This window comes from Pseudomonas campi (assembly GCF_013200955.2).
Taxonomy (GTDB): domain Bacteria; phylum Pseudomonadota; class Gammaproteobacteria; order Pseudomonadales; family Pseudomonadaceae; genus Aquipseudomonas; species Aquipseudomonas campi.
On record NZ_CP053697.2, the window covers coordinates 288,976 to 315,026 of the forward strand.

The 26,051-nt window shown below is 62.7% G+C and carries 25 protein-coding genes; 15 read left to right on the top strand and 10 right to left on the bottom strand.

The annotated features are described in order from the left end of the window. The first annotated feature begins 65 nt into the window (after window positions 1-65). On the top strand, window positions 66-920 hold the full coding sequence (gene rpoH / locus HNE05_RS01340; protein WP_173211307.1) for an RNA polymerase sigma factor RpoH: 855 nt from the start codon (window positions 66-68) through the stop codon (window positions 918-920). A gap of 316 nt (window positions 921-1,236) precedes the next feature. Next, a complete protein-coding gene (locus tag HNE05_RS01345) occupies window positions 1,237-1,923 on the top strand; it encodes a lysoplasmalogenase (protein ID WP_173211309.1) in 687 nt (228 codons plus the stop codon). On the opposite strand, the gene mtgA is transcribed toward HNE05_RS01345, so the two are convergent. Continuing rightward, window positions 1,865-2,602, bottom strand: coding sequence for a monofunctional biosynthetic peptidoglycan transglycosylase (mtgA, locus tag HNE05_RS01350; RefSeq protein ID WP_173211311.1), 738 nt, complete (start codon window positions 2,600-2,602; stop codon window positions 1,865-1,867). The two genes, HNE05_RS01345 and mtgA, sit on opposite strands and share 59 nt — an antisense overlap. A 70-nt stretch (window positions 2,603-2,672) precedes the next feature. Here mtgA and HNE05_RS01355 point away from each other — a divergent pair, with 70 nt between their 5' ends. The 5 genes from HNE05_RS01355 to HNE05_RS01375 all read left to right on the top strand — a co-directional run bounded on the left by HNE05_RS01355 (window position 2,673) and on the right by HNE05_RS01375 (window position 6,548). Continuing rightward, window positions 2,673-3,044: a DUF423 domain-containing protein gene (locus HNE05_RS01355; RefSeq protein WP_173211313.1), complete on the top strand. Its 372-nt coding sequence runs from the start codon at window positions 2,673-2,675 to the stop codon at window positions 3,042-3,044. Window positions 3,045-3,309: 265 nt separating this feature from the next. Continuing rightward, on the top strand, window positions 3,310-3,510 hold the full coding sequence (gene thiS / locus HNE05_RS01360) for a sulfur carrier protein ThiS (protein WP_173211315.1): 201 nt from the start codon (window positions 3,310-3,312) through the stop codon (window positions 3,508-3,510). A gap of 20 nt (window positions 3,511-3,530) precedes the next feature. Then, window positions 3,531-4,322: a thiazole synthase gene (locus tag HNE05_RS01365; RefSeq protein ID WP_173211317.1), complete on the top strand. Its 792-nt coding sequence runs from the start codon at window positions 3,531-3,533 to the stop codon at window positions 4,320-4,322. A gap of 9 nt (window positions 4,323-4,331) precedes the next feature. Next, window positions 4,332-5,051 carry a tRNA (guanosine(46)-N7)-methyltransferase TrmB gene (trmB, locus tag HNE05_RS01370; RefSeq protein ID WP_173211319.1) on the top strand — a complete coding sequence of 240 codons (720 nt, stop codon included), beginning with the start codon at window positions 4,332-4,334 and terminating at the stop codon, window positions 5,049-5,051. 153 nt (window positions 5,052-5,204) lie between these two features. Then, the gene (locus HNE05_RS01375) at window positions 5,205-6,548 is read left to right on the top strand and encodes a DUF1329 domain-containing protein (RefSeq protein ID WP_173211321.1); all 1,344 of its coding nucleotides are present in this window, start codon (window positions 5,205-5,207) and stop codon (window positions 6,546-6,548) included. A gap of 52 nt (window positions 6,549-6,600) precedes the next feature. Here HNE05_RS01375 and HNE05_RS01380 read toward each other — a convergent pair whose 3' ends face one another. Both HNE05_RS01380 and yrfG read right to left on the bottom strand, forming a co-directional pair. After that, on the bottom strand, window positions 6,601-7,062 hold the full coding sequence (locus HNE05_RS01380; RefSeq protein WP_173211323.1) for a hypothetical protein: 462 nt from the start codon (window positions 7,060-7,062) through the stop codon (window positions 6,601-6,603). Between the two features lie 152 nt (window positions 7,063-7,214). Continuing rightward, entirely contained in the window at window positions 7,215-7,889 is a 675-nt protein-coding gene (gene yrfG, locus HNE05_RS01385) for a GMP/IMP nucleotidase (protein WP_173211325.1), read from the bottom strand. Between the two features lie 108 nt (window positions 7,890-7,997). Between yrfG and nudE the strand changes: the two genes are divergently transcribed. Genes nudE through HNE05_RS01400 form a run of 3 tightly spaced genes read left to right on the top strand, consistent with a single transcriptional unit; the run spans window position 7,998 to window position 9,833 of the window. Beyond that, a complete protein-coding gene (nudE, locus tag HNE05_RS01390; RefSeq protein WP_173211327.1) occupies window positions 7,998-8,564 on the top strand; it encodes an ADP compounds hydrolase NudE in 567 nt (188 codons plus the stop codon). Next, window positions 8,561-9,382, top strand: coding sequence for a 3'(2'),5'-bisphosphate nucleotidase CysQ (gene cysQ / locus HNE05_RS01395; RefSeq protein WP_173211329.1), 822 nt, complete (start codon window positions 8,561-8,563; stop codon window positions 9,380-9,382). The genes nudE and cysQ overlap by 4 nt, the downstream gene beginning before the upstream one ends. Window position 9,383: 1 nt before the next feature. Then, window positions 9,384-9,833, top strand: a complete 450-nt coding sequence (locus HNE05_RS01400; RefSeq protein WP_173211331.1) for a thioesterase domain-containing protein — start codon at window positions 9,384-9,386, stop codon at window positions 9,831-9,833. Window positions 9,834-9,845: 12 nt separating this feature from the next. Here the strand turns inward: HNE05_RS01400 and HNE05_RS01405 are convergent, their stop codons facing one another. The 7 genes from HNE05_RS01405 to rfbB form a co-directional block, all read right to left on the bottom strand. Further along, window positions 9,846-11,729, bottom strand: coding sequence for a beta-ketoacyl synthase (locus HNE05_RS01405; RefSeq protein ID WP_173211333.1), 1,884 nt, complete (start codon window positions 11,727-11,729; stop codon window positions 9,846-9,848). Between the two features lie 183 nt (window positions 11,730-11,912). After that, window positions 11,913-13,289, bottom strand: coding sequence for a sigma-54-dependent transcriptional regulator (locus HNE05_RS01410; protein ID WP_173211335.1), 1,377 nt, complete (start codon window positions 13,287-13,289; stop codon window positions 11,913-11,915). After that, window positions 13,286-15,094: a sensor histidine kinase gene (locus HNE05_RS01415; protein ID WP_173211337.1), complete on the bottom strand. Its 1,809-nt coding sequence runs from the start codon at window positions 15,092-15,094 to the stop codon at window positions 13,286-13,288. Before HNE05_RS01415 ends, HNE05_RS01410 begins: the two co-directional genes overlap by 4 nt. 45 nt (window positions 15,095-15,139) lie before the next feature. After that, on the bottom strand, window positions 15,140-16,009 hold the full coding sequence (gene rfbD / locus HNE05_RS01420) for a dTDP-4-dehydrorhamnose reductase (RefSeq protein ID WP_173211339.1): 870 nt from the start codon (window positions 16,007-16,009) through the stop codon (window positions 15,140-15,142). After that, the gene (rfbC, locus tag HNE05_RS01425; protein WP_173211340.1) at window positions 16,006-16,551 is read right to left on the bottom strand and encodes a dTDP-4-dehydrorhamnose 3,5-epimerase; all 546 of its coding nucleotides are present in this window, start codon (window positions 16,549-16,551) and stop codon (window positions 16,006-16,008) included. Before rfbC ends, rfbD begins: the two co-directional genes overlap by 4 nt. Further along, the gene (rfbA, locus tag HNE05_RS01430) at window positions 16,548-17,420 is read right to left on the bottom strand and encodes a glucose-1-phosphate thymidylyltransferase RfbA (protein ID WP_173211342.1); all 873 of its coding nucleotides are present in this window, start codon (window positions 17,418-17,420) and stop codon (window positions 16,548-16,550) included. The genes rfbC and rfbA overlap by 4 nt, the downstream gene beginning before the upstream one ends. Beyond that, window positions 17,417-18,481 (bottom strand): dTDP-glucose 4,6-dehydratase, encoded by a 1,065-nt coding sequence (gene rfbB, locus HNE05_RS01435; RefSeq protein ID WP_173211344.1) that lies wholly within the window; start codon window positions 18,479-18,481, stop codon window positions 17,417-17,419. Before rfbB ends, rfbA begins: the two co-directional genes overlap by 4 nt. Window positions 18,482-18,884: 403 nt before the next feature. On the opposite strand from rfbB, the gene wecB reads away from it, so the two are divergent. The 5 genes from wecB to HNE05_RS01460 all read left to right on the top strand — a co-directional run bounded on the left by wecB (window position 18,885) and on the right by HNE05_RS01460 (window position 26,026). After that, on the top strand, window positions 18,885-20,018 hold the full coding sequence (wecB, locus tag HNE05_RS01440; RefSeq protein WP_173211346.1) for a non-hydrolyzing UDP-N-acetylglucosamine 2-epimerase: 1,134 nt from the start codon (window positions 18,885-18,887) through the stop codon (window positions 20,016-20,018). 2 nt (window positions 20,019-20,020) lie between these two features. Further along, a complete protein-coding gene (gene wecC / locus HNE05_RS01445) occupies window positions 20,021-21,289 on the top strand; it encodes a UDP-N-acetyl-D-mannosamine dehydrogenase (RefSeq protein ID WP_173211349.1) in 1,269 nt (422 codons plus the stop codon). A gap of 84 nt (window positions 21,290-21,373) precedes the next feature. Beyond that, window positions 21,374-24,241 carry a glycosyltransferase gene (locus HNE05_RS01450; RefSeq protein ID WP_173211351.1) on the top strand — a complete coding sequence of 956 codons (2,868 nt, stop codon included), beginning with the start codon at window positions 21,374-21,376 and terminating at the stop codon, window positions 24,239-24,241. Further along, a complete protein-coding gene (locus HNE05_RS01455) occupies window positions 24,238-25,167 on the top strand; it encodes a hypothetical protein (RefSeq protein WP_173211353.1) in 930 nt (309 codons plus the stop codon). The genes HNE05_RS01450 and HNE05_RS01455 overlap by 4 nt, the downstream gene beginning before the upstream one ends. 109 nt (window positions 25,168-25,276) lie before the next feature. After that, window positions 25,277-26,026, top strand: coding sequence for a hypothetical protein (locus HNE05_RS01460; RefSeq protein ID WP_173211355.1), 750 nt, complete (start codon window positions 25,277-25,279; stop codon window positions 26,024-26,026). Window positions 26,027-26,051 lie beyond the last annotated feature (25 nt).

A 26,051-nucleotide genomic window follows, 5' to 3' on the forward strand; every position in this document is an offset into this window, starting at 1 on the left:
CAGGCTCTTGCAGTCGGAGGTCGCAGTGCTAAACTGCTGGCCGCTTTGAAAGTTGGAGGTTTTACATGACCACAGCCCTGCAACCTGTCCATGCCCTAGTCCCCGGTGCAAACCTGGAGGCCTACGTGCACGCGGTGAACAGCATTCCCTTGCTGACCCCCGAGCAGGAGCGCGAGCTGGCCGGCAGCCTCTTCTATCATCAGGATCTCGAGGCTGCCCGGCAGATGGTGTTGGCGCACCTGCGCTTCGTCGTGCATATCGCCCGTAGCTACTCCGGTTACGGCCTGGCCCAGGCCGACCTGATCCAGGAAGGCAACGTCGGCCTGATGAAGGCGGTCAAACGCTTCAATCCGGAGATGGGCGTGCGTCTGGTGTCCTTCGCGGTGCACTGGATCAAGGCCGAGATTCACGAATTCATCCTGCGTAACTGGCGCATCGTCAAGGTCGCCACCACCAAGGCGCAGCGCAAGCTGTTCTTCAACCTGCGCAGCCAGAAGAAGCGTCTGGCCTGGCTGAGCAACGATGAAGTGCACGCTGTGGCCGATAGCCTGGGTGTCGAGGTGCGCGAAGTGCGCGAGATGGAAAGCCGCCTGTCAGGCCATGACATGGCTTTCGACCCGGCCGCCGATGACGATGACGACAGCGCCTTCCACTCGCCAGCCCATTACCTGGAAGACCATCGCTACGACCCGGCCCGCCAGCTGGAAGACGCCGATTGGAGTGACAGTTCCAGCGCCGGCCTGCACGAAGCCCTGGAAGGCCTGGACGAGCGCAGTCGCGACATCCTCTACCAGCGCTGGCTGGCCGAGGAGAAGTCCACGCTGCATGACCTGGCAGCCAAGTACAACGTCTCCGCCGAACGTATTCGCCAGTTGGAGAAGAACGCCATGAACAAGCTGAAAGGCTCGATTCAGGCGTAGAACGTACCCACGAGTTGCTGCGCGTCGGCCAGCCGGCGTTAAAAACGGCCTCGGGATGCTCATTTACTGCACGTAAACTCCGCTCCCTCGGCCATTTTGACCAGCCGGAGGCTGTTACTGGCGTAGCGCCTTGTCTGGCTCTAGCTCGCGAACTCGTGAGCACGTTCTAATAACGCTCGCAAAGCCGCACCCAGGTGCGGCTTTTTTCTGCCTGGGTTTTCTGACGCCTGCGGCCGGCATGAATGGCGTGCCGAGGCTGGAGGTGGTGGGCGTGGCGGTGCAGGATCGCGGCAGATAACAAAAACCGGAGCCTGACATGCCCATCGCCTCTCGCTGGCCGTATTTCCTCGCCCTGCTGCTCGGCTATCTGTACATCGCCTTGATTCCGTTCCAACCCTACCCGTTGAGCTGGCTGCTCAAGCCGCTGCCGATGCTGCTGTTCGCCTGGCTGGTCTGGCTGGCTCATCCGGGTGCTGCCGGGCGCTGGCTGGGGTTGGGTTTCGTGGCGGCTGCGGCGGGTGATTTCTTCCTCGACTATGGCAACCGCGACGGGTTGTTTATTCAGGCGCTGCTGGCCTTCCTGGTCAACCAAGTGGCTTTCGTCGGCGGCTTCTTGCTGCTGGGGCGTGGGCGCTCCTGGCGCTGGTTGTGGAGCCTGCCGGTGATCGCCTATGCCATCGGCATGACCCTGTGGATGCTGCCGGGCACCGGCGCGCTGCAGGTGCCGGTGGCATTCTACTTCGCCTGCCTTCTGGCCATGGCGCTGAGCGCGGCGCGGGTCGAGGAACGGCCGGGGCCGCTGTGGCTGGGCGCCATGTTGTTCGTCATCGCCGATTCGCTGATCGGGGTGAACAAGTTCATCCAGGCGTTTCCGCATGCGGTACTGGTGATCGTCAGCTGTTACTTCACCGGCCAGGCGCTGATCGCCTGGGGTCTGTTAAAGCTCAGGGGCGTGGCAGCCACTGCGGCCACCAGTCCGGCAACGGCCGGGCCAGCTGCTTGAGGTAGTGGCTGCCGCCCAGCTGATAGCTCTGCTTGCGGATCCAATTAGCCCGGCGGCTCACGTGCGGCCCCGGTCGGCGTGGGTTCCAGGCACGCGGGTTGGGCAGTACGGCGGCCAGCAGGCTGGCCTGCTGGCGCGACAGATAGGGCGCGCCGACACCAAAGTGATGGCGCCCGGCAGCTTCCGCGCCGAACACGCCGTCGCCCCACTCGACGCTATTGAGGTACACCTCGAGAATTCGCTGTTTCGGCCAGAACAGCTCGATCAGGCCGGTGAACCAGGCTTCCAGTGCCTTGCGTGGCCAGCTGCGGCCGGACCAGAGGAACAGGTTCTTCGCCACCTGCTGGCTGATGGTGCTGGCGCCGCGCAGGTTGCCGCCTTTGCCGTTGTGCGCCATGGCCTTCTGGATGGCCGCGAGGTCGAAGCCCCAGTGCTCGGCGAACTTCTGGTCTTCGGCGGCGATCACCGCAATTTTCAAATCGTCTGGCAGTTCCTGCCAGGGCCGCCAGCTGCGTTGCAGATCGATGGGTTTGCCATCCAGCCAGGACTCGATCTTGCGCTCGACCATCAATGCCGTGCCCGGCGGGTCGATCCAGCGCAGGGCGAGCACCAGCAGCGCCGAGCCAACGACGAACCACAGCAGCAGTTTGAACAGGCGACGAAATAGGCGACGGAGCATGGGCTGGCTTGGCCGAAGGCTGGGGGCAGGCCATTATAGCGGCCACATTGGCTCTGTCCGGGAGTGATTCATGCTTCGCATCTTTCTGTTGCTGGCGGCCTTCGCCGGTTTCACCGGGGTCGCCCTGGGCGCTTTTGCCGCCCACGGACTCAAGGCGCGCCTGAGTGCCGAGTACCTGGCGGTGTTCCAGACCGGCGTGCACTACCAACTGGTGCATGCCCTGGCGCTGTTCGGCGTGGCCTTGCTGGCCGCGCATCTGCCGGGCCGTCTGCTGGCGGCGGCAGGCAGCTTGTTTGCCCTGGGCATTCTGCTGTTTTCCGGCAGTCTGTATGCCTTGACCCTCAGCGGCATCGGCAAGCTCGGCATGATCACGCCGCTGGGTGGGTTGGCCTTTCTCGGCGGCTGGCTATGCCTGGGGTTGGCGGCCTGGCGCGGGGCCTGAGAACCTGCCTACGATCTGCTGCGCGTCGGCCATGCTGCGTTAAAAACAGCCTCGGAATGCTCATTTACAGCTCGTAAACTGCGCTTCCTCGCCTGTTTTTGCCTTGCCTGACTCTAGCTCGCGAGATCGTAGACAGGTTCTGAACCGCGACTGAACGGCCAAGGCTCAGGGCCACTATCATGCAGATGAATGGTGGCCATATACCTTGGTCGCTGCCCGTGATCGGGCTAGAATGCCGACCCTTTCATGTTCTGACTGCCCAGCCATGCACATCCAACTGAACGGCGAACCCTTCGAGCTGCCGGACGGCGTTACCGTCGCAGACCTGCTCGTACGCCTGGATGCGCTCGGCAAGCGGGTGGCGGTCGAGCTCAATCTGGATATCGTGCCGCGCAGCCAGCACGCCAGCACGGTTCTGCGCGACGGCGACCAGCTGGAAGTCGTCCACGCTATCGGCGGCGGCTAGTCCGCCCGCGAGGAGTTGCCATGAGCGCCATCATCGACAAGCCCTTTACTCTGGCCGGGCGCACCTATACGTCGCGCCTGCTGGTGGGCACCGGCAAGTACAAGGACCTCGAAGAAACCCGTCTGGCCATCGAGGCCTCGGGAGCCGAGATCGTCACCGTGGCCGTGCGCCGGACCAATATCGGCCAGAACCCCGGCGAGCCCAACCTGCTCGACGTGATCAGCCCCGAGCGCTACACCATCCTGCCCAACACCGCCGGCTGCTATGACGCCAGCGAAGCAGTGCGCACCTGCCGCCTGGCCCGCGAGCTGCTCGACGGCCACAAGCTGGTCAAGCTGGAAGTGCTGGCCGATCAGAAGACCCTGTTCCCCAACGTGATCGAAACTCTCAAGGCCGCCGAAGTGCTGGTCAAGGAAGGCTTCGACGTGATGGTGTACACCAGCGACGACCCGATCATTGCCCGTCAGCTGGCCGATATGGGCTGCATTGCGGTGATGCCGCTGGCTGGCCTGATCGGTACCGGTCTGGGCATCTGCAACCCCTACAACCTGCGCATCATCCTCGAAGAGGCCAAGGTGCCGGTGCTGGTGGATGCCGGTGTGGGCACGGCTTCCGACGCCACCATCGCCATGGAACTGGGCTGCGAGGCGGTGCTGATGAACAGCGCCATCGCCCATGCGCAGAACCCGATCCTGATGGGCGCGGCAATGAAGCACGCGATCATCGCCGGGCGCATGGCCTATCTGGCCGGGCGTATGCCGAAGAAACTCTATGCCAGCGCATCGTCGCCGCTGGATGGTTTGATCAAGTAAGAGAATCCGATGAGTGAAGTAGTCGAGCCGGTCGAAGACGGCGCTGCCGAGCGCCCGCACCGCGCGATCAAGAGTTTCGTCATGCGCTCCGGGCGCATGACCGAAGGCCAGCAACGTGGCCTCGATCTGGGCTGGCCGAAATTCGGCCTGCAGCTGGAAGATGGCCTGCGCGATTTCGACCAGGTATTCGGCCGCAGCGCGCCACGCACCTTCGAGATTGGTTTCGGCATGGGCCATGCCACCCTGGAGATGGCCGCTGCCGCGCCGGAGCAGGACTTCATCGGCGTGGAAGTGCACAAGCCGGGCGTTGGCGCGTTGCTCAACGGCATGCTCACGCAGAATTTGAGCAACATTCGCGTGTACAGCTGCGATGCTTTGGAAGTGCTGCGCGATTGCGTGGCCGATGCCAGTCTCGATCGCCTGCTACTGTTCTTTCCAGACCCCTGGCACAAATCGCGTCATCACAAGCGTCGCATCGTCCAACCGGCCTTCGCCGAACTGGTGCGGCAGAAACTGAAGATCGGTGGCGTGCTGCACATGGCGACTGATTGGGAGCAGTATGCCGAGCACATGCTCGAAGTGATGAACGTGGCGCCTGGCTACCGCAACCTGGCGGCCGATGGGCGTTGCGTGGAGCGGCCGAGCGAACGCCCGGTGACCAAGTTCGAGCGCCGTGGCGAACGCCTCGGTCACGGCGTCTGGGATCTCAAGTTCCAGCGTATAGACTGAATCAACAGCCCCTGCGGAGCAGGGTAAAACCGACCGGGTCCACCCGGCGCCAGGATGGCGTTGACCTCACCCCGATAGCTATCTGCAAGTGCGGCCTACACTGGCTTTAGAAAAAGAACAGCGGCGCGTACGACGTGCTGCGAGGAGATCGCTGTGTTGAGAACCATTGCAATTTTGCTGTTGGCAGCCGCCGCGCTGCCTGCCCAGGCGCGCGTTGATGCCGCCCAGGCTGCCCGTCTGGGGCAAGACCTGATGCCGTTGGGTGGTGAGCGTGCCGGTAACGCTGCCGGCACCATTCCGCCCTGGGATGGTGGCCTGAGTACGCCGCCGGCCAGTTTTCAGCCGGGCATGCACCACCCCGATCCTTATGCGGCCGATAAGCCAGTCTATCGTGTCGACGCCAGCAACCAGGCGCAGTACAAGGCCCAGCTAGCTCCGGGTTTCCAAAAGCTGCTGGAAGAGCATCCGGGCTACTTTCTGAGCATCTACCCGACACATCGCAGCGCCGCCGCGCCCCAGCGCATCTATGACGCCACGCGCTACAACGCCAGCAATGCCAGCATGATTTCCGGTGGCAATGGGGTTGAAGGTACCGCTGCCGGCATCCCGTTCCCGTTCCCGCAGAATGGCACCGAGGCCATCTGGAACCACATCATGCGTTACCGCGGTGACCAGATCCGCATGATCACCAATCAGGCGGCGGTGCTGGCCAACGGTGACTACACCCTGCTCAAGCGCGACCGCGACGTTCTGTTTATCTATGGCCGTGAAGGGGTCACCCCGGCCGATCTGGATAACACCCTGTTCTTCTACAAGTACGTGGTGACCGCACCGAGCAAGCTGTCCGGCTCTTCGCTGGTGGTCCAGGAAACCCTCGACCAGGTGTTGGCGATCCGCAAGGCCTGGCGTTTCAGCCGTGGCGAGCGGCGCGTACGTCGCCTGCCGATGCTGGCCTATGAGGCCATGCAGCCGGACACCAACGGCATGGCCACCGCCGACGTGGTCGACGCCTACAACGGCGCCCCGGATCGCTACGAGTGGAAGCTGGTCGGCAAGCAGGAAATGCTGATGCCGTACAACAGCTATGCCGTGCACCAGAAAGGCATCCCCTACGAGAAGATTCTCCAGGCCAAGAGCGTCAACCCCGAGCTGCTGCGCTACGAGCTGCACCGCGTCTGGGTTGTCGAGGCCGATCTGCGCAAGGGCCACAGCCACCCCTATGCCAAGCGTCGCTTCTACCTGGATGAAGACAGCTGGCAGATCCTCGCCGTCGACCTGTACGACAAGACGGGTGCCCTGGTTGGTCTGCAGGAAGCCCATCCGATCAGCTACTACGACGTACCGATGTTTGGCAGCACCCTGGAAACTATCTATGACTTCAAGGGTGACCGTTATTTCGTCGACGGCCTCGACAACAACGAGCCGATGTACGACTTCAACGTCAAGCTGAACAAGAGCGATTTCACCGCGTCGGCCCTGCGCCGCGAAGGGATCTGATTTCGCAGCCCAAGAAAAAGCCCGCAATCGCGGGCTTTTTTGTGTCTGCCGATCAGTCGTCGTGATCGTGATGGCGATGTTTCTTGTGTTTCTTGTGCTTCTTGCCGTGGTGGTGGTCGTCGCTGTCATGGCGGTGGCGATCGCTGTCGTGCCCATCGTCGCTGTCGCCATAGGCATTGCCCAGCGCACCGCCGGCACCGCCGCCGACGGCGGCGCCGATCACCCCGCCGGTATCACCGCCAACCTTCTGCCCGAGCACATTGCCGCCCGCCGCCCCCAGGCCGCCGCCGATGGCTGCTTCGGTGCGGTTGCGCTTGTCTGCGCCGACCGCGCTGCCGGCTGCGCCGCCGAGCCCGGCACCAATCGCGGCGCCGGTATCACCGCCGACCTGTTGGCCGACCACCGAGCCCAGCGCGCCACCGAGGGCGCCACCGACGCCGGCTTCGGTGTTGCCGGCGAATGCCCCGGCGCTGGCCAGGCTCAGGGAAAGCAGGAGCAGAGAGGAATACTTCATGGATACAAAACCTCTGGGTGGGTAACGCGCGCATCCTGCCAGCGCGCTGCGGGCAGACAAGTGCTAAGTGCGGGGCTTGCGAGGCACTTCACGGCCTCGCAAAAATTGCTGCGGCTGGGCGAACTCGCGCCTCGCCCGTGAGTCAGGCCAAGTTAGCCGGACGACTGCAGGTCTGCGCAGAGCAACCGGTAGTCCTCCACTGCGGCGAATTCCTCGGTGTCCTTGGCGTCCTTGCGGCTGTCCGGCTGCCGCACTGCCAGCAGCTGGGCCACGCCGAAGCGCCTGGCGCTGCGCAGGATCGGCAGGCTGTCGTCGATAAACAGGCTGCGCGCCGGATCGAAGGGGAAGTCCTGTTGCAGGGCGAACCAGAACTGCTGATCTTCCTTGGGGAAGCCATAGTCGTGGGAGCTGATCAGGCGGTCGAAATAGGGCGCCAGCTCGACCCGTTCCAGCTTTAGCGATAGCGAATCGCGGTGCGCGTTGGTGATCAGCGCCACGCGCTTGCCGGCGCTGCGCAGAGCCTGGAGAAAGGTGTCGGCATCCGGGCGCAGGGCGATCAGATGGGCCACTTCGCGCTTCAGCTCGCGTACCGAGAGGTTCAGTTCGCGGCTCCAGAAGTCGGTGCAGTACCAGGACAGCTGGCCGGCGTGCTCGCGAAACAATGGCAGCAGTTCGGCCTCGGCAGCCTCGCGGCTGGTGCCATGCAGTTCGGCATAGCGCTGCGGCAGATATTCCAGCCAGAAGTGGTTGTCGAAGTGCAGGTCGAGCAGGGTGCCGTCCATATCCAGCAGGACGGTATCGATGTCGGCCCAGGGCAGCAGTGGCATGATGAATTCTTGCGTGAAATGGTTAACAGAGGTGTGCGGATGCAATATCCGCCACGGACAATCTGAATCAGCAGGGTATGATACTCGTTCGTTTCAAGGAGTGATCCCATGCGTGAGAAACCTGTCGTGCTGGCCCGCGAGATTGTTGCGAGTAGCCGCCTGTTCCGCGTCGAGGAGCTGCAGCTGCGCTTCGCCAACGGCGTCGAACGTACCTATGAGCGCCTGGTTAGCAAGGGCTCCGGCTATGGCGCGGTGATGGTGGTGGCGATGCTCGATGCCGAGCATGCGGTACTGGTCGAGGAGTATTGCGGCGGTACCGACGATTACCAGCTGTCCCTGCCCAAGGGCCTGGTCGAGCCCGGCGAGGATGTGCTCGACGCGGCCAATCGCGAACTCAAGGAAGAGGCTGGTTTCGGTGCCCGTCAGCTGGAGTGGATCGCCGAGCTGAGCCTGTCGCCCGGCTACATGAGCCAGAAAATCCAGGTGGTACTGGCCCGTGAACTCTATGAAGAAAGCCTGCCGGGTGACGAGCCTGAGCCGCTGCGCGTTGATCAGGTCAGCCTGCGCGAGCTGAGCAGCCTGGTGCAGCACCCCCAATTCACCGAGGGGCGCGCTTTGGCGGCCCTCTATCTGGTCCGAGACCTGTTAAGCCAACGCGGAGAATTTCGCCTGTGAGTCATCCCTATCTGCCGGCGGTCATCGCCTTGGTGCAACGTGCCGGCCAGGCCACCCTGCCGCATTGGCGTAACGATGTAGTGGTCAACGAGAAGGCCGATGCCTCGCCGGTGACGGCCGCCGACCTGGCCGCCCACCACATCCTCGAAGCCGGTTTGCTGGCGCTGGCGCCGGATGTGCCGGTGCTCTCCGAAGAAGACAGCGAGATTCCGTTCGGCGAGCGTGCCGCCTGGCAGCGCTGGTGGCTGGTCGATCCGCTGGATGGCACCAAGGAGTTCATTTCCGGCAGCGAGGAATTCACCGTCAACGTGGCGCTGATCGAACGTGGCCAGGTGGTATTCGGCGTGGTCGGCATCCCTGCCAATGGCCGCTGCTACTACGGTGGTGCCGGCCTGGGTGCCTGGCGCATGGAAGCCGGCGGCGAGCCGCAGGCGATCAGCGTGCGCCTGGCACCGGCCGAGGCCTTCACCCTGGTGGCCAGCAAGCGCCACTCCAGCCCGGCCCAGGAGCGTCTGCTCGAAGGCCTGTCCGAGCGTTTCGGCGATCTGGAATTGGCCAGTGTCGGCAGCTCGCTGAAGTTCTGCCTGCTCGCCGAAGGCAATGCCGACTGCTATCCGCGCCTGGCGCCGACCTCGCAGTGGGACACCGCCGCGGCGCAAGGCGTGCTGGAAGGCGCCGGTGGCGAAGTGCTCGACCTCAAGGGCGAGGCGCTGACCTACGAGGCGCGCGAGTCCTACCTCAACCCGTCCTTCCTCGGTCTGCCGCAGGCCGCCGCCTGGCGCGCCGAGCTAATCCAGCTGGCGCGCGCGCTGGACTGAGATGGACGGCACTTGCGGCTACCTGGAGCAGTTACTGCATCAGGACATTCCGCTGACCCAGGCCCTCGGCCTGGGTGTGTCCAGCTGGGATGGCAGTGAGCTGCGCCTGAGTCTGCCGCTGGCGGCCAACCTCAACCACAAGAGCAGCATGTTCGGCGGCAGCCTGTATTGCGGTGCCGTGCTGGCAGGCTGGGGCTGGTTACACCTGCGCTTGCGCGAGGCCGGGGTGGTCGACGGCCACATCGTCATCCAGCAGGGGCAGATCGACTATGTGCAGCCGGTGCTCGGCGATGCGCTGGCGGTATGCACGGCACCAGCGGCGGCCGAGTGGGACAAGTTCCTCGCCCTGTACCGGCGTCGCGGCTTGGCACGGATCAGGCTGCACAGTCGCATCCTCACCGGCACGGTCGAGGCGGTGCGTTTCAGCGGGCAGTACGTGCTGCACCGCTGAAGCATGACTTTGCTACAGCATGTCGCTGTAGCGCTCATCCTTCTTGTAAAGCAGCGGCTGGGCAAAGCCCGGCACCTGGATGCCCTCGGCGCTGAACTGCAGCTCCTGGTCATCGATCAGGTCATGGCCGAAGTTGTAGAGGATGTCTAACTGGCCGAGCAGGGCCTGCTGGTCATACTGGCTGGCGGCGGCGCGGGTGTGTTCGCGCTTGATCTGCCAGGCGGCGAAGGCCGCTTCGCCATGCCGTTTGCGCAGCATGCGCTCGGCCACCTGCGGTGCCAGCAGGACGCCGGTGGCGTTGTTGCCGCCGAAGCCCTTGGAATTGAGGAAGCACACTTCCATGCCTTCCATGCGGCGATCACGCACGTCCAGGCTGATGCGCTGGCGGTGCACGTCGTCGGCGACCTTGTCGATGGTCTTCAGACCCGGCAGTAGGCCGTGGTGGAAGGTGCCGAGAGCCGATATCAGCTGGTCGCCGCTGGCCGGTGCCAGGGAGTGGCCGACGAAGGCCTTCACCGCGGTCACCGGCCAGGCCTCGATGCCGAAGGCGGCGGCCACGCGGTCGAGCAGCTCCGATTCGCTGACCCGGTTGGCCGGGGTGCTGGAGCCGTGGGCGTGGACGAAGCTGCGCTGGCGCACGGCCTCGCTGCCCAGCAGCTGGGTAGCGCTGGCCACGGCTTTGGCCAGGGTCAGGTAGTTGCCGGGGCCGGGGGCGGAAATCGATTTCTTGAAGCCATCGGCGTTGATGAATACGTCCGTCACCGCGCCGTGGATATCGGCACCCAGTTGCAGGGCCAGTTCGTCGTCCATCAGCACGATGAACTGCGCCGACTCGGACAGGGTGAACCCGCAGTTATCGCCGAACGGGCGGCTGGCGCGGCGGTAGTCGACGTCATCGCGGCCCTCGATCTTGCGCAGACCTTCCTCGGTGGCCAGCGCGCCCATGGCGCCGTAGCCGTCGATGAATTCCGCGGTGATCGGTGCCTCGCTGTTGCCTACCAGCACCACACGTGCCTGGCCGTTGGCGATCTGCTCGATGCCTTTCTGCAGGTTGTAGAGGAAGGTCGCGCAGGCGCCGGTGACGCTGCCGGTGGTGCCGACACTGCCCAGCACATAGGCGTTGATGAAGTCGGCCGGCATGCTGTTGAGGCCCAGCGGGCATTGCTTGGCGGTAACCCGGCCGCCCTTGAGGCGCGCCTGCAGCATGCCGCCGAAGCCGTTGTCGTCCATCTGGCTCATGCCACTGCCGGCAAACACCGCCACCTCGTCCGGCTGCACCTGGGCGAGGATATCGCTCCAGGGCAGGCCGATGGAGCGCAGGGCGTCGGTGGCGCCGACCACGGCCATCTGCAGGCCGCGCGGGTGGAAGTGCGAGTGGTACAGCGCGCCGGGATCGAAGCCACTGGGCAGCTGGCCGGCCGACTTGACCGGCAGGGGGCGATAGCTGTCGACCTTGAATTCACAGCTGTCATGCAGGGTAACCCGCACCATCTGCTCGTCGATGGACTCGACGCTCCAATTGGCCGGTAGCGGTTCGGGCAGTTGTTTGCGCGCGGTGGTGAACTGCGTCGCGCTGATCGTCAGGCTTTTCTGCCAGTGGCTGGCATCCACATCCAGGTAGCGTTTCTCGATGCGCCGTACCAGGGTGCCGGCGAGGATGGCCTCGGCATGCTGCGTTTCGATCTCGGCCAGGCTGATGGGGGCACCCGCCAGGCTGTGGTAGCGGCCATCGATGACCTGCACCAACTGCATCATCACCGCCAGACCGGCCAGGGTCTGCTGGCGCGCGGCGCTATCTAGGGTTTCCACAACGGTGCGGCGGAAACCGTGGTGGAAGGAGCTGCGGCCGGCGGCGTTATAACCGCCGAAACCGACGATGACGGGTAGTCGGGACATTACATGGAACTCCTGCAAGCGACCTGTAGCACGCAGGGCAGGTGAGCGCAGGGGGTGCCGGGAGATATCCGACAGCAACAGGCTCCACCGCCATACGGCAATGCCGGGTGGCGACTCAAATGAATCGGGATACCAGGGTGACGAGACTCATGACTGATGAGTCACTCGCGGTCTTGCAGGTATTCAGTCCCCGTCGTTAGGGATATTACTTGCGAAATCCAGGCCATGCTTGCGCAGCTTGTCGTGCAGGGTCTTGCGCGCGATGCCCAGGGCTTCGGCCAGGCTGCGCAGGGAATTGTGCGCATTGGCCATTTCCGCACTGATCAGCGCGCGTTCGTAGGCTTCCACCTGGTCGCCGAGGTTCTGTCCGCTGGCCACACTGGCCGGCATGCCCGACGGACAGTCGAGGCCCAGCTCCAGGCCAATGGCGAAGCGTTCGGCGGCGTTCTGCAGCTCACGCACGTTGCCCGGCCAGGCATGGCCCAGCAACTGGGCGCGCTGGGCGACCGGCAGGCTGCGGCTGGGCAGGCCGTGGCGGCTGCTGGCGCTGTCGGCGTAGTGCTGGAACAGCTGCAGGATGTCCTCGCCGCGCTCGCGCAGCGGCGGGATGCGCAGCGGCGCGACGTTCAGGCGGTAATACAGGTCGGCGCGGAAGCGGCCCTGGTCGGCCGCCTGGCGCAGGTCTTCCTTGGTTGCGGCAATCACGCGGATATCCAGGGGGATCAGCTGGTTGCCACCGAGGCGTTCGACCACCCGCTCCTGCAGCAGGCGCAGTAGTTTGACCTGCACATCGGTGCTCATGCTCTCGATCTCGTCGAGGAACAGAGTGCCGCCAGTGGCGAACTCGAATTTACCGATGCGCCGTTTTTGTGCGCCGGTGAAGGCGCCGGGCTCATGACCGAACAGTTCGCTCTCGACCACCGACTCGGCCAGGGCGCCGGCGTTGATGGCGACGAATGGCCCCTTCTTGCGTGCGGAGAGGTCGTGCAGGGCGCGCGCCACCACTTCCTTGCCGGCGCCGGTTTCACCGAGGATCAGCACATCGCTGTTGATCGCCGCCAGGGCACCGACCTGTTCGCGCAGGCGCTGCATGGCCGGCGACTGGCCGAGCAGGCGCGCAGCGAGCTGGTTACGGTCGGCCAGGGCCAAGCGCAGGCTGCGGTTGTCCAGCACCAGGCGGCGCAGTTCCAGGGCGCGGCGCACGCTGTCGAGCAGCGCTTCGCTGGCGAAGGGCTTCTCCAGGAAGTCGTAGGCGCCGGCGCGCATGGCCTGCACCGCCAGCGGCACATCGCCGTGGCCGGTGATCAGCAGCACTGGCAGCTCGCCGTCCTGTTCATGCAGCTGCTGCAGCAATTGCAGGCCGTCGATGCCGGGCATGCGGATATCGCTGACCACCACGCCCGGCCAGTCGGCCGGGATGCGCTGGGCCACGCCCTGGGCGTCAGCCAGGGCTTCGACGCGGAAACCGGCGAGGTCGAGGGTCTGCGCCAGCGCCTGACGCAGGTGGGCATCGTCGTCGATCAGCAGGATCTGGATGCGGCTGTCGATGGCACTGCTCATGAAAACTCCTCGGTTGCCGCCAGGTTGGCGCCGGGCGTGGCGTGGCGCAGTTGCAGGGTGATCTGCGCGCCGCCGTCGGGGTGGTTGGCCAGCAGCAACTCGCCGCCCAGGGCACGCATCAGCGTCTCGCAGATGGCCAGGCCGAGGCCGAGGCCCTGGGTGCTGGTCTTGGTGGTGAAGAACGGCTCGCGCGCATGCTCCAGGGCCTGGGCGGAGAACCCCGGGCCATTGTCGCGCAGGATCAGGTTGACGCCGGTCGGCGTACTTTCGGCACTCAGCCACAGGCGCCTTGGTGGCGCCTTCTCGCTGAGCGCATCGCAGGCATTGGCCAGCAGATTGCCGAGTACCTGGCGCAGCCGCGTTTCACCGGCCTGCACCCACAGTGTGGCCTCCGGCAGGTCGCGGATCAGCTCCACGTCCAGCGCCCGGCGGCGCTTGGCCAGCAGGGCCAGGGCATCATCCAGCGCCGGTTGCAGGGCCACGCTTTCCGGGGCATGGCGGTCGCGCCGGGCGAAAGCGCGCAGATGCGCGATGATCGAGGCCATGCGCCCGGTCAGCTCGCTGATCTGCTTGAGGTTGTCGCGGGCGTCATCCGTGCGCTGGTGGTCGAGCAGCACGCCGGCGTTGTCGGCATAGCTGCGGATCGCCGCCAGCGGCTGGTTGAGCTCGTGGCTGATGCTCGCGCTCATGGTGCCCAGCGCGCTCAGCTTGCCGGCCTGGACCAGCTCGTCCTGGGTGCGCAGCAGCTCCTGCTGGGCCTGCTCGCGCTCCAGCACTTCATCCTTGAGGCGGTCGTTCAGGGCTTCCAGATCGCGGGTGCGCTCCAGTACGCGGATCTCCAGCTCGCGCTTGGCCCGCGCATCCAAGGCGATGCGCTCGATATAGTGGCGGCGGCGTTGCAGCAGCAGGCCGAGCAGGGCGAGCAGCGCCAGCAGGCTGGCCGCGCCGATGGCCAGCACGTTCTGCACCGGGCGTTCGACCTGGCTGCGCGGAGCGAGGATGCTCACCGTCCAGCCAGTTTCCGCCAGCTCGCGGCTCTGCATCAGCCAGGCATGGGTGTCGAGTTGCAAGGGCTGCGGCTGCTGGGTCGGGTAGGGCTGGTCGGCGGCGATGCGCGTCAGCTCCGGCGCGCTCAGTGGCCGGCTGGCGCGATAACGCCAGTCCGGGTTGGAGGTGAGGATCACCACACCGTTGCTGTCAGTTACCAGCAGTTGCTCGGGGGTCTGGCCCCACAGGCGCTCGGTGAAGTCGAGGTCGACCTTGACCACCAGCACGCCGAGGCGCGTGTCGCCCTCGCGCACCCCGGCGGCGAAGTAATAGCCGCGCTTGCCGGAGGTGGTGCCGAGGCCGAAGAAACGCCCCAGGCGACCTTCGCTGGCGGCCTGGTAATAGGGGCGGAAGGTGAAGTTGCGCCCGATGAAGCTGTCTGGCTGATCGTGGTTGGAGGCGGCGCGGGTATCGCCGGCGGCGTCCAGCAGATAGATCACGTCGGCGCCGGTCTGTTCACGGACGCGCTTGAGCAGCAGGTTGGCCTTGTCCAGTGCAGCCGCATCGCCTGGCTGGAGCAGCGCGCCGCGCAAGTCCGGCAGGTTACCGAGGATCGGCGGCAGCACCTCGAAGCGGCGCAGCGTGCCGAGCAGGTTGGCCACGTACAGGTCGAGGGTCTGGCGGTTCTGCTCGATCAGCTCGTCGCGGTAATAACGCTCGGCCAGTTGCTGCAGCGGCCACAGCAAGGGCGCGAGCAGCAGGGCCAGCAGCGCCAGGCTGCGCCAACGGGGGCGGCGGGGTGTCAGGGTTGGAGTCATGTTGCGCTGCGCCTGAGAGACAGGCGCATTATGCACTGCAGCGTATCAGCGTGGACTGGCCAGGCACTCCAGCAGGGCGTCGTGCCAGTCCGGCAGGCGGATACGCCATTCCTGCTGCAGGCGCGAACAGTCCAGGCGCGAGTTGAGCGGGCGCTGCGCCGGTGTCGGGTAGGCGCTCGACGGGATCGGCTGCAGGCGTGCGCAAGGTTTGCCCTGCAGGCGTAGCTGTTCGCCGATGGCGCTGGCAAAACCGAACCAGGAAGTTTCCCCTAGACCGCTGAGGTGATAGGTGCCCCAGGGGCCGGCCTGGCCGTTCTGCCAGTGCTGGATCAGCTCGCCAGTGGCGCGGGCAATGCTGCCGGCCCAGGTTGGTGCGCCGATCTGGTCGGCCACCACGCGCATCTCCTCGCGCTCCTGCAGCAGGCGCTGCATGGTCAGCAGGAAGTTCTTGCCATGCAGCGAGTAGACCCAGCTGGTGCGCAGGATCAGGTGCTGGCCGCCGACCTGGCGGATAGCCTCCTCGCCCGCCAGCTTGCTGCATCCATACACGCCCAGTGGGCCGGTGGCATCGTCTTCGCGGTAGGGGCCATGCTTGCTGCCATCGAACACATAGTCGGTGGAGTAGTGAATCAGTGGCACATCCAGCGCTGCTGCTTCCTCGGCCAGCACGCCGGGCGCTTGGGCGTTTATGGCGAAGGCCAGCTCCGGCTCGCTCTCGGCCTGATCCACTGCGGTGTGCGCCGCGGCGTTGATGATCAGGTCCGGGCGCAGCGCGCGCACCTGGTGCCGGATCGCCTCACTGTCGGCCAGGTTCAGCTGTTCCTGGCCGAGTACCAGCAGCTCGGCTTTATCGGCCAGGCCCAGTTGCAGCTCGCGGGAAACCTGGCCGTGGCGGCCGGTGATCAGCACTCTCATGGAAACAGCTCGGCGTCTTGCAGGCTCTTGCCGGCCAGGTCCTTGGCCGACAGTTGCGGCGTGCCGTCGAACTGCCAGTCGATGGCCAGGGTCGGATCGTCCCAGCGAATCGAGCGTTCGTGGGCCGGGGCGTAGTAATCGGTGGTCTTGTAGAGGAACTCGGCATAGTCGCTGAGCACCACGAAGCCGTGGGCAAAGCCTTCCGGGACCCAGAGCTGGCGCTTGTTCTCTGCCGACAAGCGCACGCCGACCCACTTGCCGAAGTTGGCCGAGCTGCGGCGGATATCCACCGCCACATCCAGCACTTCACCGACAGTGACGCGCACCAGCTTCCCTTGGGCCTGTTCGATCTGATAGTGCAGGCCGCGCAATACACCGCGCTGCGAGCGCGAGTGGTTGTCCTGGACGAACTCGCGCTGCAGGCCGGTGGCCTCGGTAAAGGCCTTGGCATTGAAGCTTTCGTAAAAAAAGCCGCGCTCGTCGCCGAACACCTTGGGTTCGAGGATCAGTACTTCCGGCAGGTCGGTCGGGATTACATTCATGCATGCTCTCCAGCCAGCTGGTAGAGGTACTGGCCATAGCCGGTTTTGCCGAAGGCCTTGGCCTGGCTGAGCAACTGCTCACGATCGATCCAGCCATGCTGGAAGGCGATCTCTTCCAGGCAGGCGACTTTCAGGCCCTGGCGGTGCTCGATGGTCTGCACGTATTGCGAGGCTTCCAGCAGGCTGTCATGGGTACCGGTGTCGAGCCAGGCGAAGCCGCGACCGAAGCGCTCCACGCGTAAGTCGCCGCGCTGCAGGTAGGCGTTGTTGACGTCGGTGATCTCCAGCTCGCCGCGTGGCGACGGCTTGACCGCCTTGGCGATCTCGATGACGTCGTTGTCGTAGAAATACAGGCCGGTCACCGCGTAGCTGGACTTGGGCTGCTTGGGCTTCTCCTCGATGGAGATGGCTTTGCCCTGGGCGTCGAACTCGACCACGCCGAAGCGCTCCGGGTCGCTGACCCAGTAGCCGAACACGGAAGCCCCACTGGGCTCGGCTGCCGCGCGCAGCAGCATCTCGCTGAAGTGCTGGCCGTGGAAGATGTTGTCACCCAGGATCAGGCACACCGGATCCTTGCCAATGAATTCTTCACCGATCAGGAAGGCCTGGGCCAGGCCGTCCGGCGTGGGCTGCGCGGCATAGCTGAAACGCACGCCGAACTGGCTGCCGTCGCCGAGCATCTTCTCGAACTGCGGCAGGTCATGCGGGGTGGAGATGATCAGGATGTCGCGGATGCCGGCCAGCATCAGCACCGAGATCGGGTAATAGATCATCGGCTTGTCGTAGATCGGCAACAGTTGCTTGGACACGCCCAGGGTGATGGGGTGCAGGCGAGTGCCAGATCCGCCGGCGAGAATGATGCCTTTCATGCTGAGGCTCCGAGGCGTTCACGTTGATAGCTGCCGTCCTGTACATGGCGGCACCATTCGAGGTTGTCCAAATACCACTGCACGGTCTTGCGCAGGCCGCTGGCGAAGGTTTCCTGTGGCACCCAGCCGAGTTCGCGCTCGATCTTGCCGGCGTCGATGGCATAGCGCTGGTCGTGGCCGGGACGATCCTTGACGAAGGTGATCAGCTCTTCGTAACGGCCCAGGCCGGCCGGCTTGCTCGGCGCAAGTTCTTCGAGCAGGGCGCAGATAGCGCGCACCACATCGATATTCTTCTGCTCATTATGCCCGCCGATGTTATAGGTCTCGCCGACCTGGCCTTCGCTCACCACCTTGAGCAGGGCGCGTGCATGGTCTTCGACGAACAGCCAATCGCGAACCTGCAAGCCGTCGCCATAGACGGGCAGGGGCTTGCCATCCAGGGCGTTGAGAATCACCAGTGGGATCAGCTTTTCCGGAAAGTGGAAGGGCCCGTAGTTGTTCGAGCAGTTGGTCAGCAATACCGGCAGGCCGTAGGTGCGCTGCCAGGCACGCACCAGGTGGTCGGAAGCAGCCTTGCTAGCCGAGTAGGGCGAGCTGGGAGCATAGGGTGTGGTTTCAGTGAACAGGTCGTCCACGCCATGTAGATCGCCGTAAACCTCGTCGGTGGAAATATGGTGGAAGCGGAACGCCTGTTTGCGCTCTTCCGGCAGGCCCGAGCAATAAGCGCGGGTGGCTTCCAGCAACTGATAGGTGCCGACGATGTTGGTCTGGATGAACTCACCGGGGCCGTCGATGGAGCGGTCGACGTGGGATTCGGCAGCCAGGTGCATGATGGCGTCTGGCTGGAACTCGCGCAGTACCCGACTAACGGTCTCGCGGTCGCCGATATCGGCCTGGACGAACTGGTAGCGCGGGTAGCTCTCGACGGAGGCGAGTGACTCAAGGTTGCCGGCATAGGTGAGTTTGTCGAGGTTGAGTACTTCGTGATCCGTGCCGACCAGTAGGTGACGAACCAATGCGGAGCCGATAAAGCCGGCACCGCCAGTGATCAGAATTCGCATAGAAGAAGTCACAGCTCCGGCGGGAAAAAGGCCCGCTAGATTGGCTGTATACACGATTGATGGCAATGGGATATGGGAGGGGGAGCTGACTCCGCACTTTCCCTTGGGGTAAGTATGGCTTTTGCCTCAAATTTTGTACAATGCGTGGCCTTTAGCGAACATAAGCTCTATCGTTTTCCGCGACCGTCGGTGGTTTATTGGCGTCAATCTGCGGGTATATAATGGCTTTTTGCCATCCATTTCAGTGGCGAGTCCCGATTTCCTCTGCAGCGGCTAGATCCGCTGCTGGGTGACTCACGTCCGAGTGGGCTCTTCTCACTCGCCATTCTATTATGCTGTGGTTGAACAAGGGTGTCCGTGTGGCCTCCGCCTCGGTTCGGCGTCACGGCAAAAAGGATTTTTGATGTCTCTTAAAGCTTTGTGTGTTTTCGGTACCCGCCCCGAGGCCATCAAGATGGCTCCGCTGGTTTTGGCTCTGCAGCGTGATGAGCGGTTCGATGCCAAGGTTTGTGTCACCGGTCAGCATCGACAGATGCTAGATCAAGTGCTGGATCTGTTCGGGTTGGTGCCAGACTTCGATCTAAATATCATGAAACACGGGCAGGATCTGACTGATGTTGCCAGTGCGATTCTGCTTGGCATGCGTGAGGTGCTGAGAGAGTTCAAGCCTGATGTGGTGCTGGTGCATGGCGATACGGCCACTACTTTTGCAGCCAGCGTTGCGGCGTACTATCAACAGATCCCCGTAGCGCATGTCGAGGCTGGGTTGCGCACCGGCGATATTTACTCTCCCTGGCCGGAGGAGGGTAACCGAAAGCTCACTGGTGCCCTGGCCCAGCTGCACTTTGCACCGACCGAAACTTCACGCGGCAATTTGCTGCGTGAGGGTATTCAGTCGGAAAGCATCGTTGTGACAGGCAATACGGTTATCGATGCCCTGCTTCGGGTGGTAGCCAAGTTGGATGGTGATGCCGAGTTGCAAGCGAAGCTCGCTTCGAGTTTTCCTTTCCTGCGCCCAGATCGTAAGCTCGTGCTGGTGACCGGGCATCGCCGGGAAAGCTTTGGCAGTGGTTTTGAGCGTATTTGTCAGGCGCTGGCGGAGACTGCCAGACGTTTCCCGGAAGTCGAAATTGTCTATCCCGTGCATTTGAATCCTAACGTGCGTGAGCCGGTAAACCGTCTGCTGGTCGGCATCGAAAATGTGCATTTGATTGAGCCGCTCGACTACCTGCCATTTGTCTACCTGATGAACCAGTCTTATCTGATTCTTACCGATTCTGGTGGTATTCAGGAGGAGGCGCCTTCGCTCGGCAAGCCCGTACTGGTCATGCGTGACACTACGGAGCGCCCGGAAGCCGTCGAGGCCGGTACGGTCAAGCTGGTCGGTACCGATGTGGCTGCCATCACCACAGCCATAGCCACCCTGATTACCGATGAAGCGGCATACCGTCAGATGAGCTTTGCTCATAATCCATACGGTGACGGTAAAGCCTGCCTGCGCATCCTAGAAAGTCTTTCTCAACTTAAGAAGTCATGATCATGCAATTCAATACTGTATCGGTTGTGGGCCTTGGCTACATTGGCCTGCCAACTGCGGCTGTGTTCGCCTCTCGCAAGAAAAAAGTGATCGGCGTGGACATCAGTCAGCACGCGGTGTCGACCATTAACCGCGGTGAGATCCATATCGTGGAGCCTGATCTGGACATGCTGGTGCATGCTGCGGTGACGGAAGGTTACCTGCGGGCCACCACCTCGCCCGAGCCGGCCGATGCTTTTCTGATTGCAGTGCCGACACCCTTCAAGGGCAATCACGAACCGGATCTTTCGTACATTGAGGCCGCCAGCAGGGCTATCGCTCCGGTGCTTGCGAAGGGCAATTTGGTGATTCTCGAATCCACATCGCCCGTGGGGGCCACCGAAGCGATGGCTGCCTGGTTGGCAGAGGTGCGCCCGGATCTGAGCTTTCCTCAGTCGCATGGCGAAAGCTCCGATATTCGCATTGCTCACTGCCCCGAGCGCGTTCTGCCTGGGCATGTCCTGCGCGAGCTGGTGGAGAACGACCGCATCATCGGAGGCATGACCCGTGACTGCTCCGAAGCCGCAGCGGTACTCTACAAGACCTTCGTCGAAGGCGAGTGCATCATCACTGATGCGCGTACTGCCGAGATGTGCAAGCTGACTGAAAACAGCTTCCGCGACGTGAACATCGCTTTCGCCAACGAGCTCTCGATCATATGTGACAAGCTGGATATTAATGTCTGGGAGCTAGTGCGCCTGGCCAATCGCCATCCGCGAGTCAATATTCTGCAACCTGGTCCGGGCGTGGGCGGCCACTGTATTGCAGTCGATCCCTGGTTCATTGTCAGCCAGGCACCGGAGCAGGCGCGCTTGATTCGTACCGCTCGCGAGGTTAACGACAGCAAGCCGCAATGGGTCATCGAAAAAATCAAACTGGCCGTCGCCGAGTATTTGCAGGCGAATCCGACCAAGACCGCTGCCGAGGTTTCGATCGCCTGTTTCGGTCTGGCTTTTAAGCCCGATATCGACGACTTGCGCGAAAGCCCTGCGGTAGGCATTGCCCTGGCGCTGACCGAGCAGTTTGCAGCGCGCATTCTGGCCGTTGAACCCAATATCGGTAGTCTGCCACCGAAACTGCAGGCGGCGGGTGTGCAGCTCGTGAGCCAGGAAGCGGCACTGGAAAATGCCAATGTCGTCGTTCTGCTGGTGGACCATGAGCAGTTCCGTTCGACCAAGCCGGCTTTTGCGGCGGGGCAATACGTCATCGATACCAAAGGCATCTGGGGCTGATCCTTCGTTGATCAGGTCTGCCAGCTGACAGGCCCGATCCATAGGCCTATTTTTGAGCCGTAGGTTGTCGAGCGGGGAGTCTTCATGCAGGGCCTGTCACCGAAAAAACTGTATCTGCGGTTGTACTGGGGCTTGCGCTGGCGAGCCAAAAAGTACCTCTCCAGGCCGGTCCGCAATTTTATTCGGCGGATCGAGCGGGTGCGCGGGTGGGGCTATCGGGCCGTGCTGGATGCCTATGAAACTCAAGGCATTGAAGGCGCTCTCGGGCTTGTCAAGGCGCTGAGAAAGGCGCCGTTGCAGGCGAAGGCCTATCAGGTGTTGGCCAGAAGAGAATTGTCCCGTGACGTACTCAGTGCGGCGACGCTGGCAAGGGAATCCCTGCGGCTGGACTCCTCGCCGGATAACCGGCGGCGCAACTGCATGACGCTCTGGGACGCCGGCTCCATCCGCGAGGCGGGCGTTCTGCTAGAGGGGCTGCTAGAGGGGGAGTTGAGCCTGCCGGAGCAGGAAAAGGCCCTGCAGATCCTTGGGGCCCAGCGCCTGTACAACTGCCTGCCGGACATACCTGTGGCTGCCTTGCCTGGTGATTATATTGCCGACCCGCATTGTGTCCTCTATGTAGCCTCCAGCTCCAGGCCTTACCACACTACCGGCTACACCACCCGCACTCACCACTTGCTTGAGTCGCTCAAGGCGCAGGGCTGGGCCGTACACTGCGTGACGCGCCCTGGCTATCCGGCTGATCGCCCGGACTCGCGCAACCTGGATGCTGCCGCGCTCAACTTCATTGACGATGTGCCCTACGAACGCCTGCCTGGGCAGCATCGGCGCGAGGTACGTTACGACCAGTACCTGCTCCAGGCTGCGGCAGTTTTGGAACAGACAGCCCGCCGCCTGCGCCCGGCGGTGATTCACGCAGCCTCCAACTATGAGGCAGCCTTGCCTGCGTTGATCGCGGCTCGGCGCCTTGGTTTGCCATTCTGCTACGAGGTGCGCGGGCTTTGGGAGTACACCGCGGCCTCGAAGAAGGCGGGCTGGGAGCAGACCGAGCGTTTCGCCCTGGATCGTATGCTGGAAACTCATACTGCCAGCCATGCCGACAAGGTCTTTACCCTGACTCGGGCGCTGGCGGCCGAACTGGTACGCCGGGGCGTGGACGGGGAGCGCATTGAGCTGTTGCCCAATGCGGTCAACCTCGAGTTCTTCAAGCCCCTGGAGCCAGACCGGGCATTGGCCCAGCAGCTCGGGCTAGGACCGGACACCTTCGTCTGTGGCTACGTCGGCTCGGTGGTCAAGTACGAGGGCCTGGACGACCTGATCGCGGCGCTGCCGGCGCTGCTCCGACGTGTGCCCGACAGTCGGCTGCTGGTGGTGGGTGATGGCGATGAACTGGCCCACCTGCGCGAGCAGGCCAAGCGCCTGGGCGTATCCGCCCATGTGTGCTTCACCGGGCGGATCGCCCATGCCGACGTCACGCGCTACTTCTCTTTGCTCAGCGCCATCGCCCTGCCGCGCAAGCCCTACACCGTGTGCAAGCTGGTGTCCCCGCTCAAGCCTTTCGAGGCCATGGCCATGCGCGTGCCGCTGGTGGTTTCCGATGTGGATGCCTTGGGCGAGATCTTCGAACAGGGGGAGACCGCGCTGCTGCACAAGGCCGGCGATGCCGTCTCTCTTGCCGAGGCTATGATCCGCCTGGCCGAGAGCCCGGCTCTGCGCCAGCGCCTGGCCGATAACGCCTTTGCCCAGGTCAGCCGACGTAGCCAGTGGAACCAGGTGATTCGGCCTCTCGGTGATTTTTATGCCGCCTGCGATGTGCAGTCGAGCACCCGGCCTGTCGACAAGCCGGCTATTCGCGTTTTGTCGGTCGGCTCCCTGCCTCCCGAATGGGGCGGCGCTACCAGCGGTGGCGTGGCCAGCATCCATAAGGTGGTGCTGGAGCAGTGGCTGGTCGAACGGGGCGATAGCGCCATCGAACTGGTGGGTGTGCTGCCCAACAACTGGTCGGGCCAGGCCGGCCCCGAACTGCCGCCTGGCCTGCGGCTATTCACACCGCCCTCGAGTTCGGCCGAGGAGCGCGACTGGTACTGCAGCCTGCTGCGGCATGAGAGGATTGACTGCGTACTGTTCTTCCATATCTCCCACCGCTGGGCCTATTGGCATGCGCAGCTGTGCGCAGCTGTGCCGGCGGTCGGGGCCATCCATTCTTGGAATGCCCTGACCATGCAGTCCGATCAAGGTCTGGCAGCACGGACGCGGGAAAAGCTCCGGCAGGCGCTGCCGCGATTTACCGAGCTTATCGTCCCAAGTTCTTACTGCGCGGCTGAAGGCGAGGCTCTGGGCTTTCACTACAAGAGGATTCCGACTGTAGTGCCCAACGCTATCAGCCGCGAGTTCTTCGATAGACCATTGCATGTGGAGAGCACCGGCGCCCGTATCGTCTTCGTGGGCTCGCTGATCGCGCTAAAGCGCGCCGACCTGCTGATCGACGCTGCGACCTCACTGGGCGTTCAACTGGTGATTATTGGTGAGGGCGAGGCGCGCGCCGAGCTAGAGCGACTGGCCAAGGTCAGCGTCGCATCCAATTCCATTCACTTCTTGGGGCAATGCACGCCGGCCCGCATCGCTGATGAGCTGTCTCGTTCCTCGCTGCTTTGCGTGCCGAGTACTAGCGAGTCTTTTGGCATCGTCTATCTGGAAGCGTTGGCCTGTGGAGTTCCGGTAGTGGGTTTCGCCCCTACCCTGAGAGAAATCCAGGCCGAGCTGGGTACGCCCATCGGTGTTGGCGTGGACGGCGATGCCGGGCTGCTTGAGCTGATCGAGGCTCTGCGCACGGTATTGCGAATGCCTTATGAGCCGCAACGCCTGCGCGATGCAGTGGCTCGACACTATGGCTCGCAGCGAGCGGCAGTCAGCTATCGGCAGGCTGTCGAGCGCGCAGTGATGGGGCGATGACGATGTTCTTCCGTGCCCTTAGCAAGAAAAAAATCATTCTGCACATCGGATTGCCCAAGACGGGTTCCACCGCATTGCAGCAGGCGCTCCACCAATCGCGAGAGGCTCTGTTACGACAGGGCGTGCTGTATCCGGCGAAAGTGCACCGCGAAGATGACCCCAAGCACAACTTCGTGCTCGATCTGGTGCGAAAGGGGCAGGGTCACGATATCAGCAGCGAGCGGGGCTACAAGGCCGCTAGCCGCATCGTGATTTCCAATGAAGCGCTATCAAATGACTTCTACCACCATGGTATAGAGCAAAATCGGCAGTTGGCCGAGTTGCTGCGTTTACACGGTGAGCTAGAAATATGCATGGTGCTGCGTCGAGAGAGTGATTGGCTGAAGTCCTATTACAAGCAGGCAGTGATCAATCAGTCGGTAAAAGGTAAGTCGCACTATCAGAATAGTTTACCAGTCGACGCTTTTCGAGAGCTGGAGCCGGTAAGGCGGTTACTGGATTTTGGCTCTTTGATTCAAGATGTCAGTGCTGGTTTTCAGGCTCCTGTACGGGTTATGCGTTACGAAGAAATTCAAGTGTCTCAAGTAATTCAATATTGCACTGGGCTTCCGGTTGATCCTAGCTCTCTCCGAGTTAGACATAATGAGAGCGTTTCGGATGCCGCTGTGGAGATTATGCGGCAATTGAACGCGGTGATAAGCAGTATTGAGGAAAAATGCGCTTGGTCTAGCCTGCTGGTGCAAGCCTCCGGCGCCAAGCATGCGGTACTCGGCACCCTGGCTGCGCGGGCTACACCAGAAGCCATAGCTGCTCTGGATCGGGCCAAGATTGACAGCGTGCGCTATTTTCCGGCCGAGGCTCCCCAAGTTGAACACGCTGAATTCAATATGGTGCTCGTGGCCATGAAAGAGCATTTCTCGAACTAATCACCACAGGCCGATTCGGCTTTTCCCGAAAGAAGTAAAGGCTGCTGCGCTGTGGGTATAGGCTGCTGTTAATGCCGCAAATATGGCGTTTGTTCGACAGGTCAAGATAATGACAATTATTAATTTTGAACACAAATTCATTTTCATTAAAACGCGGAAGACTGCGAGTACTTCCGTTGAGGCGTTTCTACGGCGTTTTTCGGGGGCAGCCGATGTTGTGACGCAGCTGACACCCAGGGACGAAAAATGGTGTGCAGAGCGAGGGTGGCCTAGCAGGAACTACGCGGTGAGCCGGGATGCTGAGAGTCAGTATGTTGCATTGTGTCAGGATGGCAAGTTTGATGAGGCATTGAAATTTGTCGAGTCGACAAGACGCATATATGTGAATCACATGCCGGCGCACAAGGTTAAATCCGTCTTGGAGCGGCATGGGTATCGTTGGGAAGACTTCTACTCCTTCTCTATTGAGCGGCATCCGTATAGCTGGGTTTTGTCCTATTTGTTGTATGACAACGCTTCGTATAATGCTAGTGGTGCGTGCGATCTCGACTTGAATGATATAAATCGACGTGCAATCGAGTTTCTCGAAAGCGATGGTTTCGCAGGGCTGATGAATTGCAATTTCTATGCGTGGGAAGGCCGTAGCCTAGTCAATAAGGTAATGCGCTACGAGAACCTGCGCGATGATATATCTAGTGTGTTGGCTCCTCTGGTGGGGGAGCCTGATATGACAGATTTTCCATTCTTGAAGAAGAATGCCAGCCACTTATCTCCTGTCGACATATTTGCTCCATCGACTCTTGATCTCATTCGTAGCAAATGTGGGCAGGTGCTGGAGCTGGCTGGGTATGACTCCTGATGTTGGAGTATCGTGAGGCGGCAAG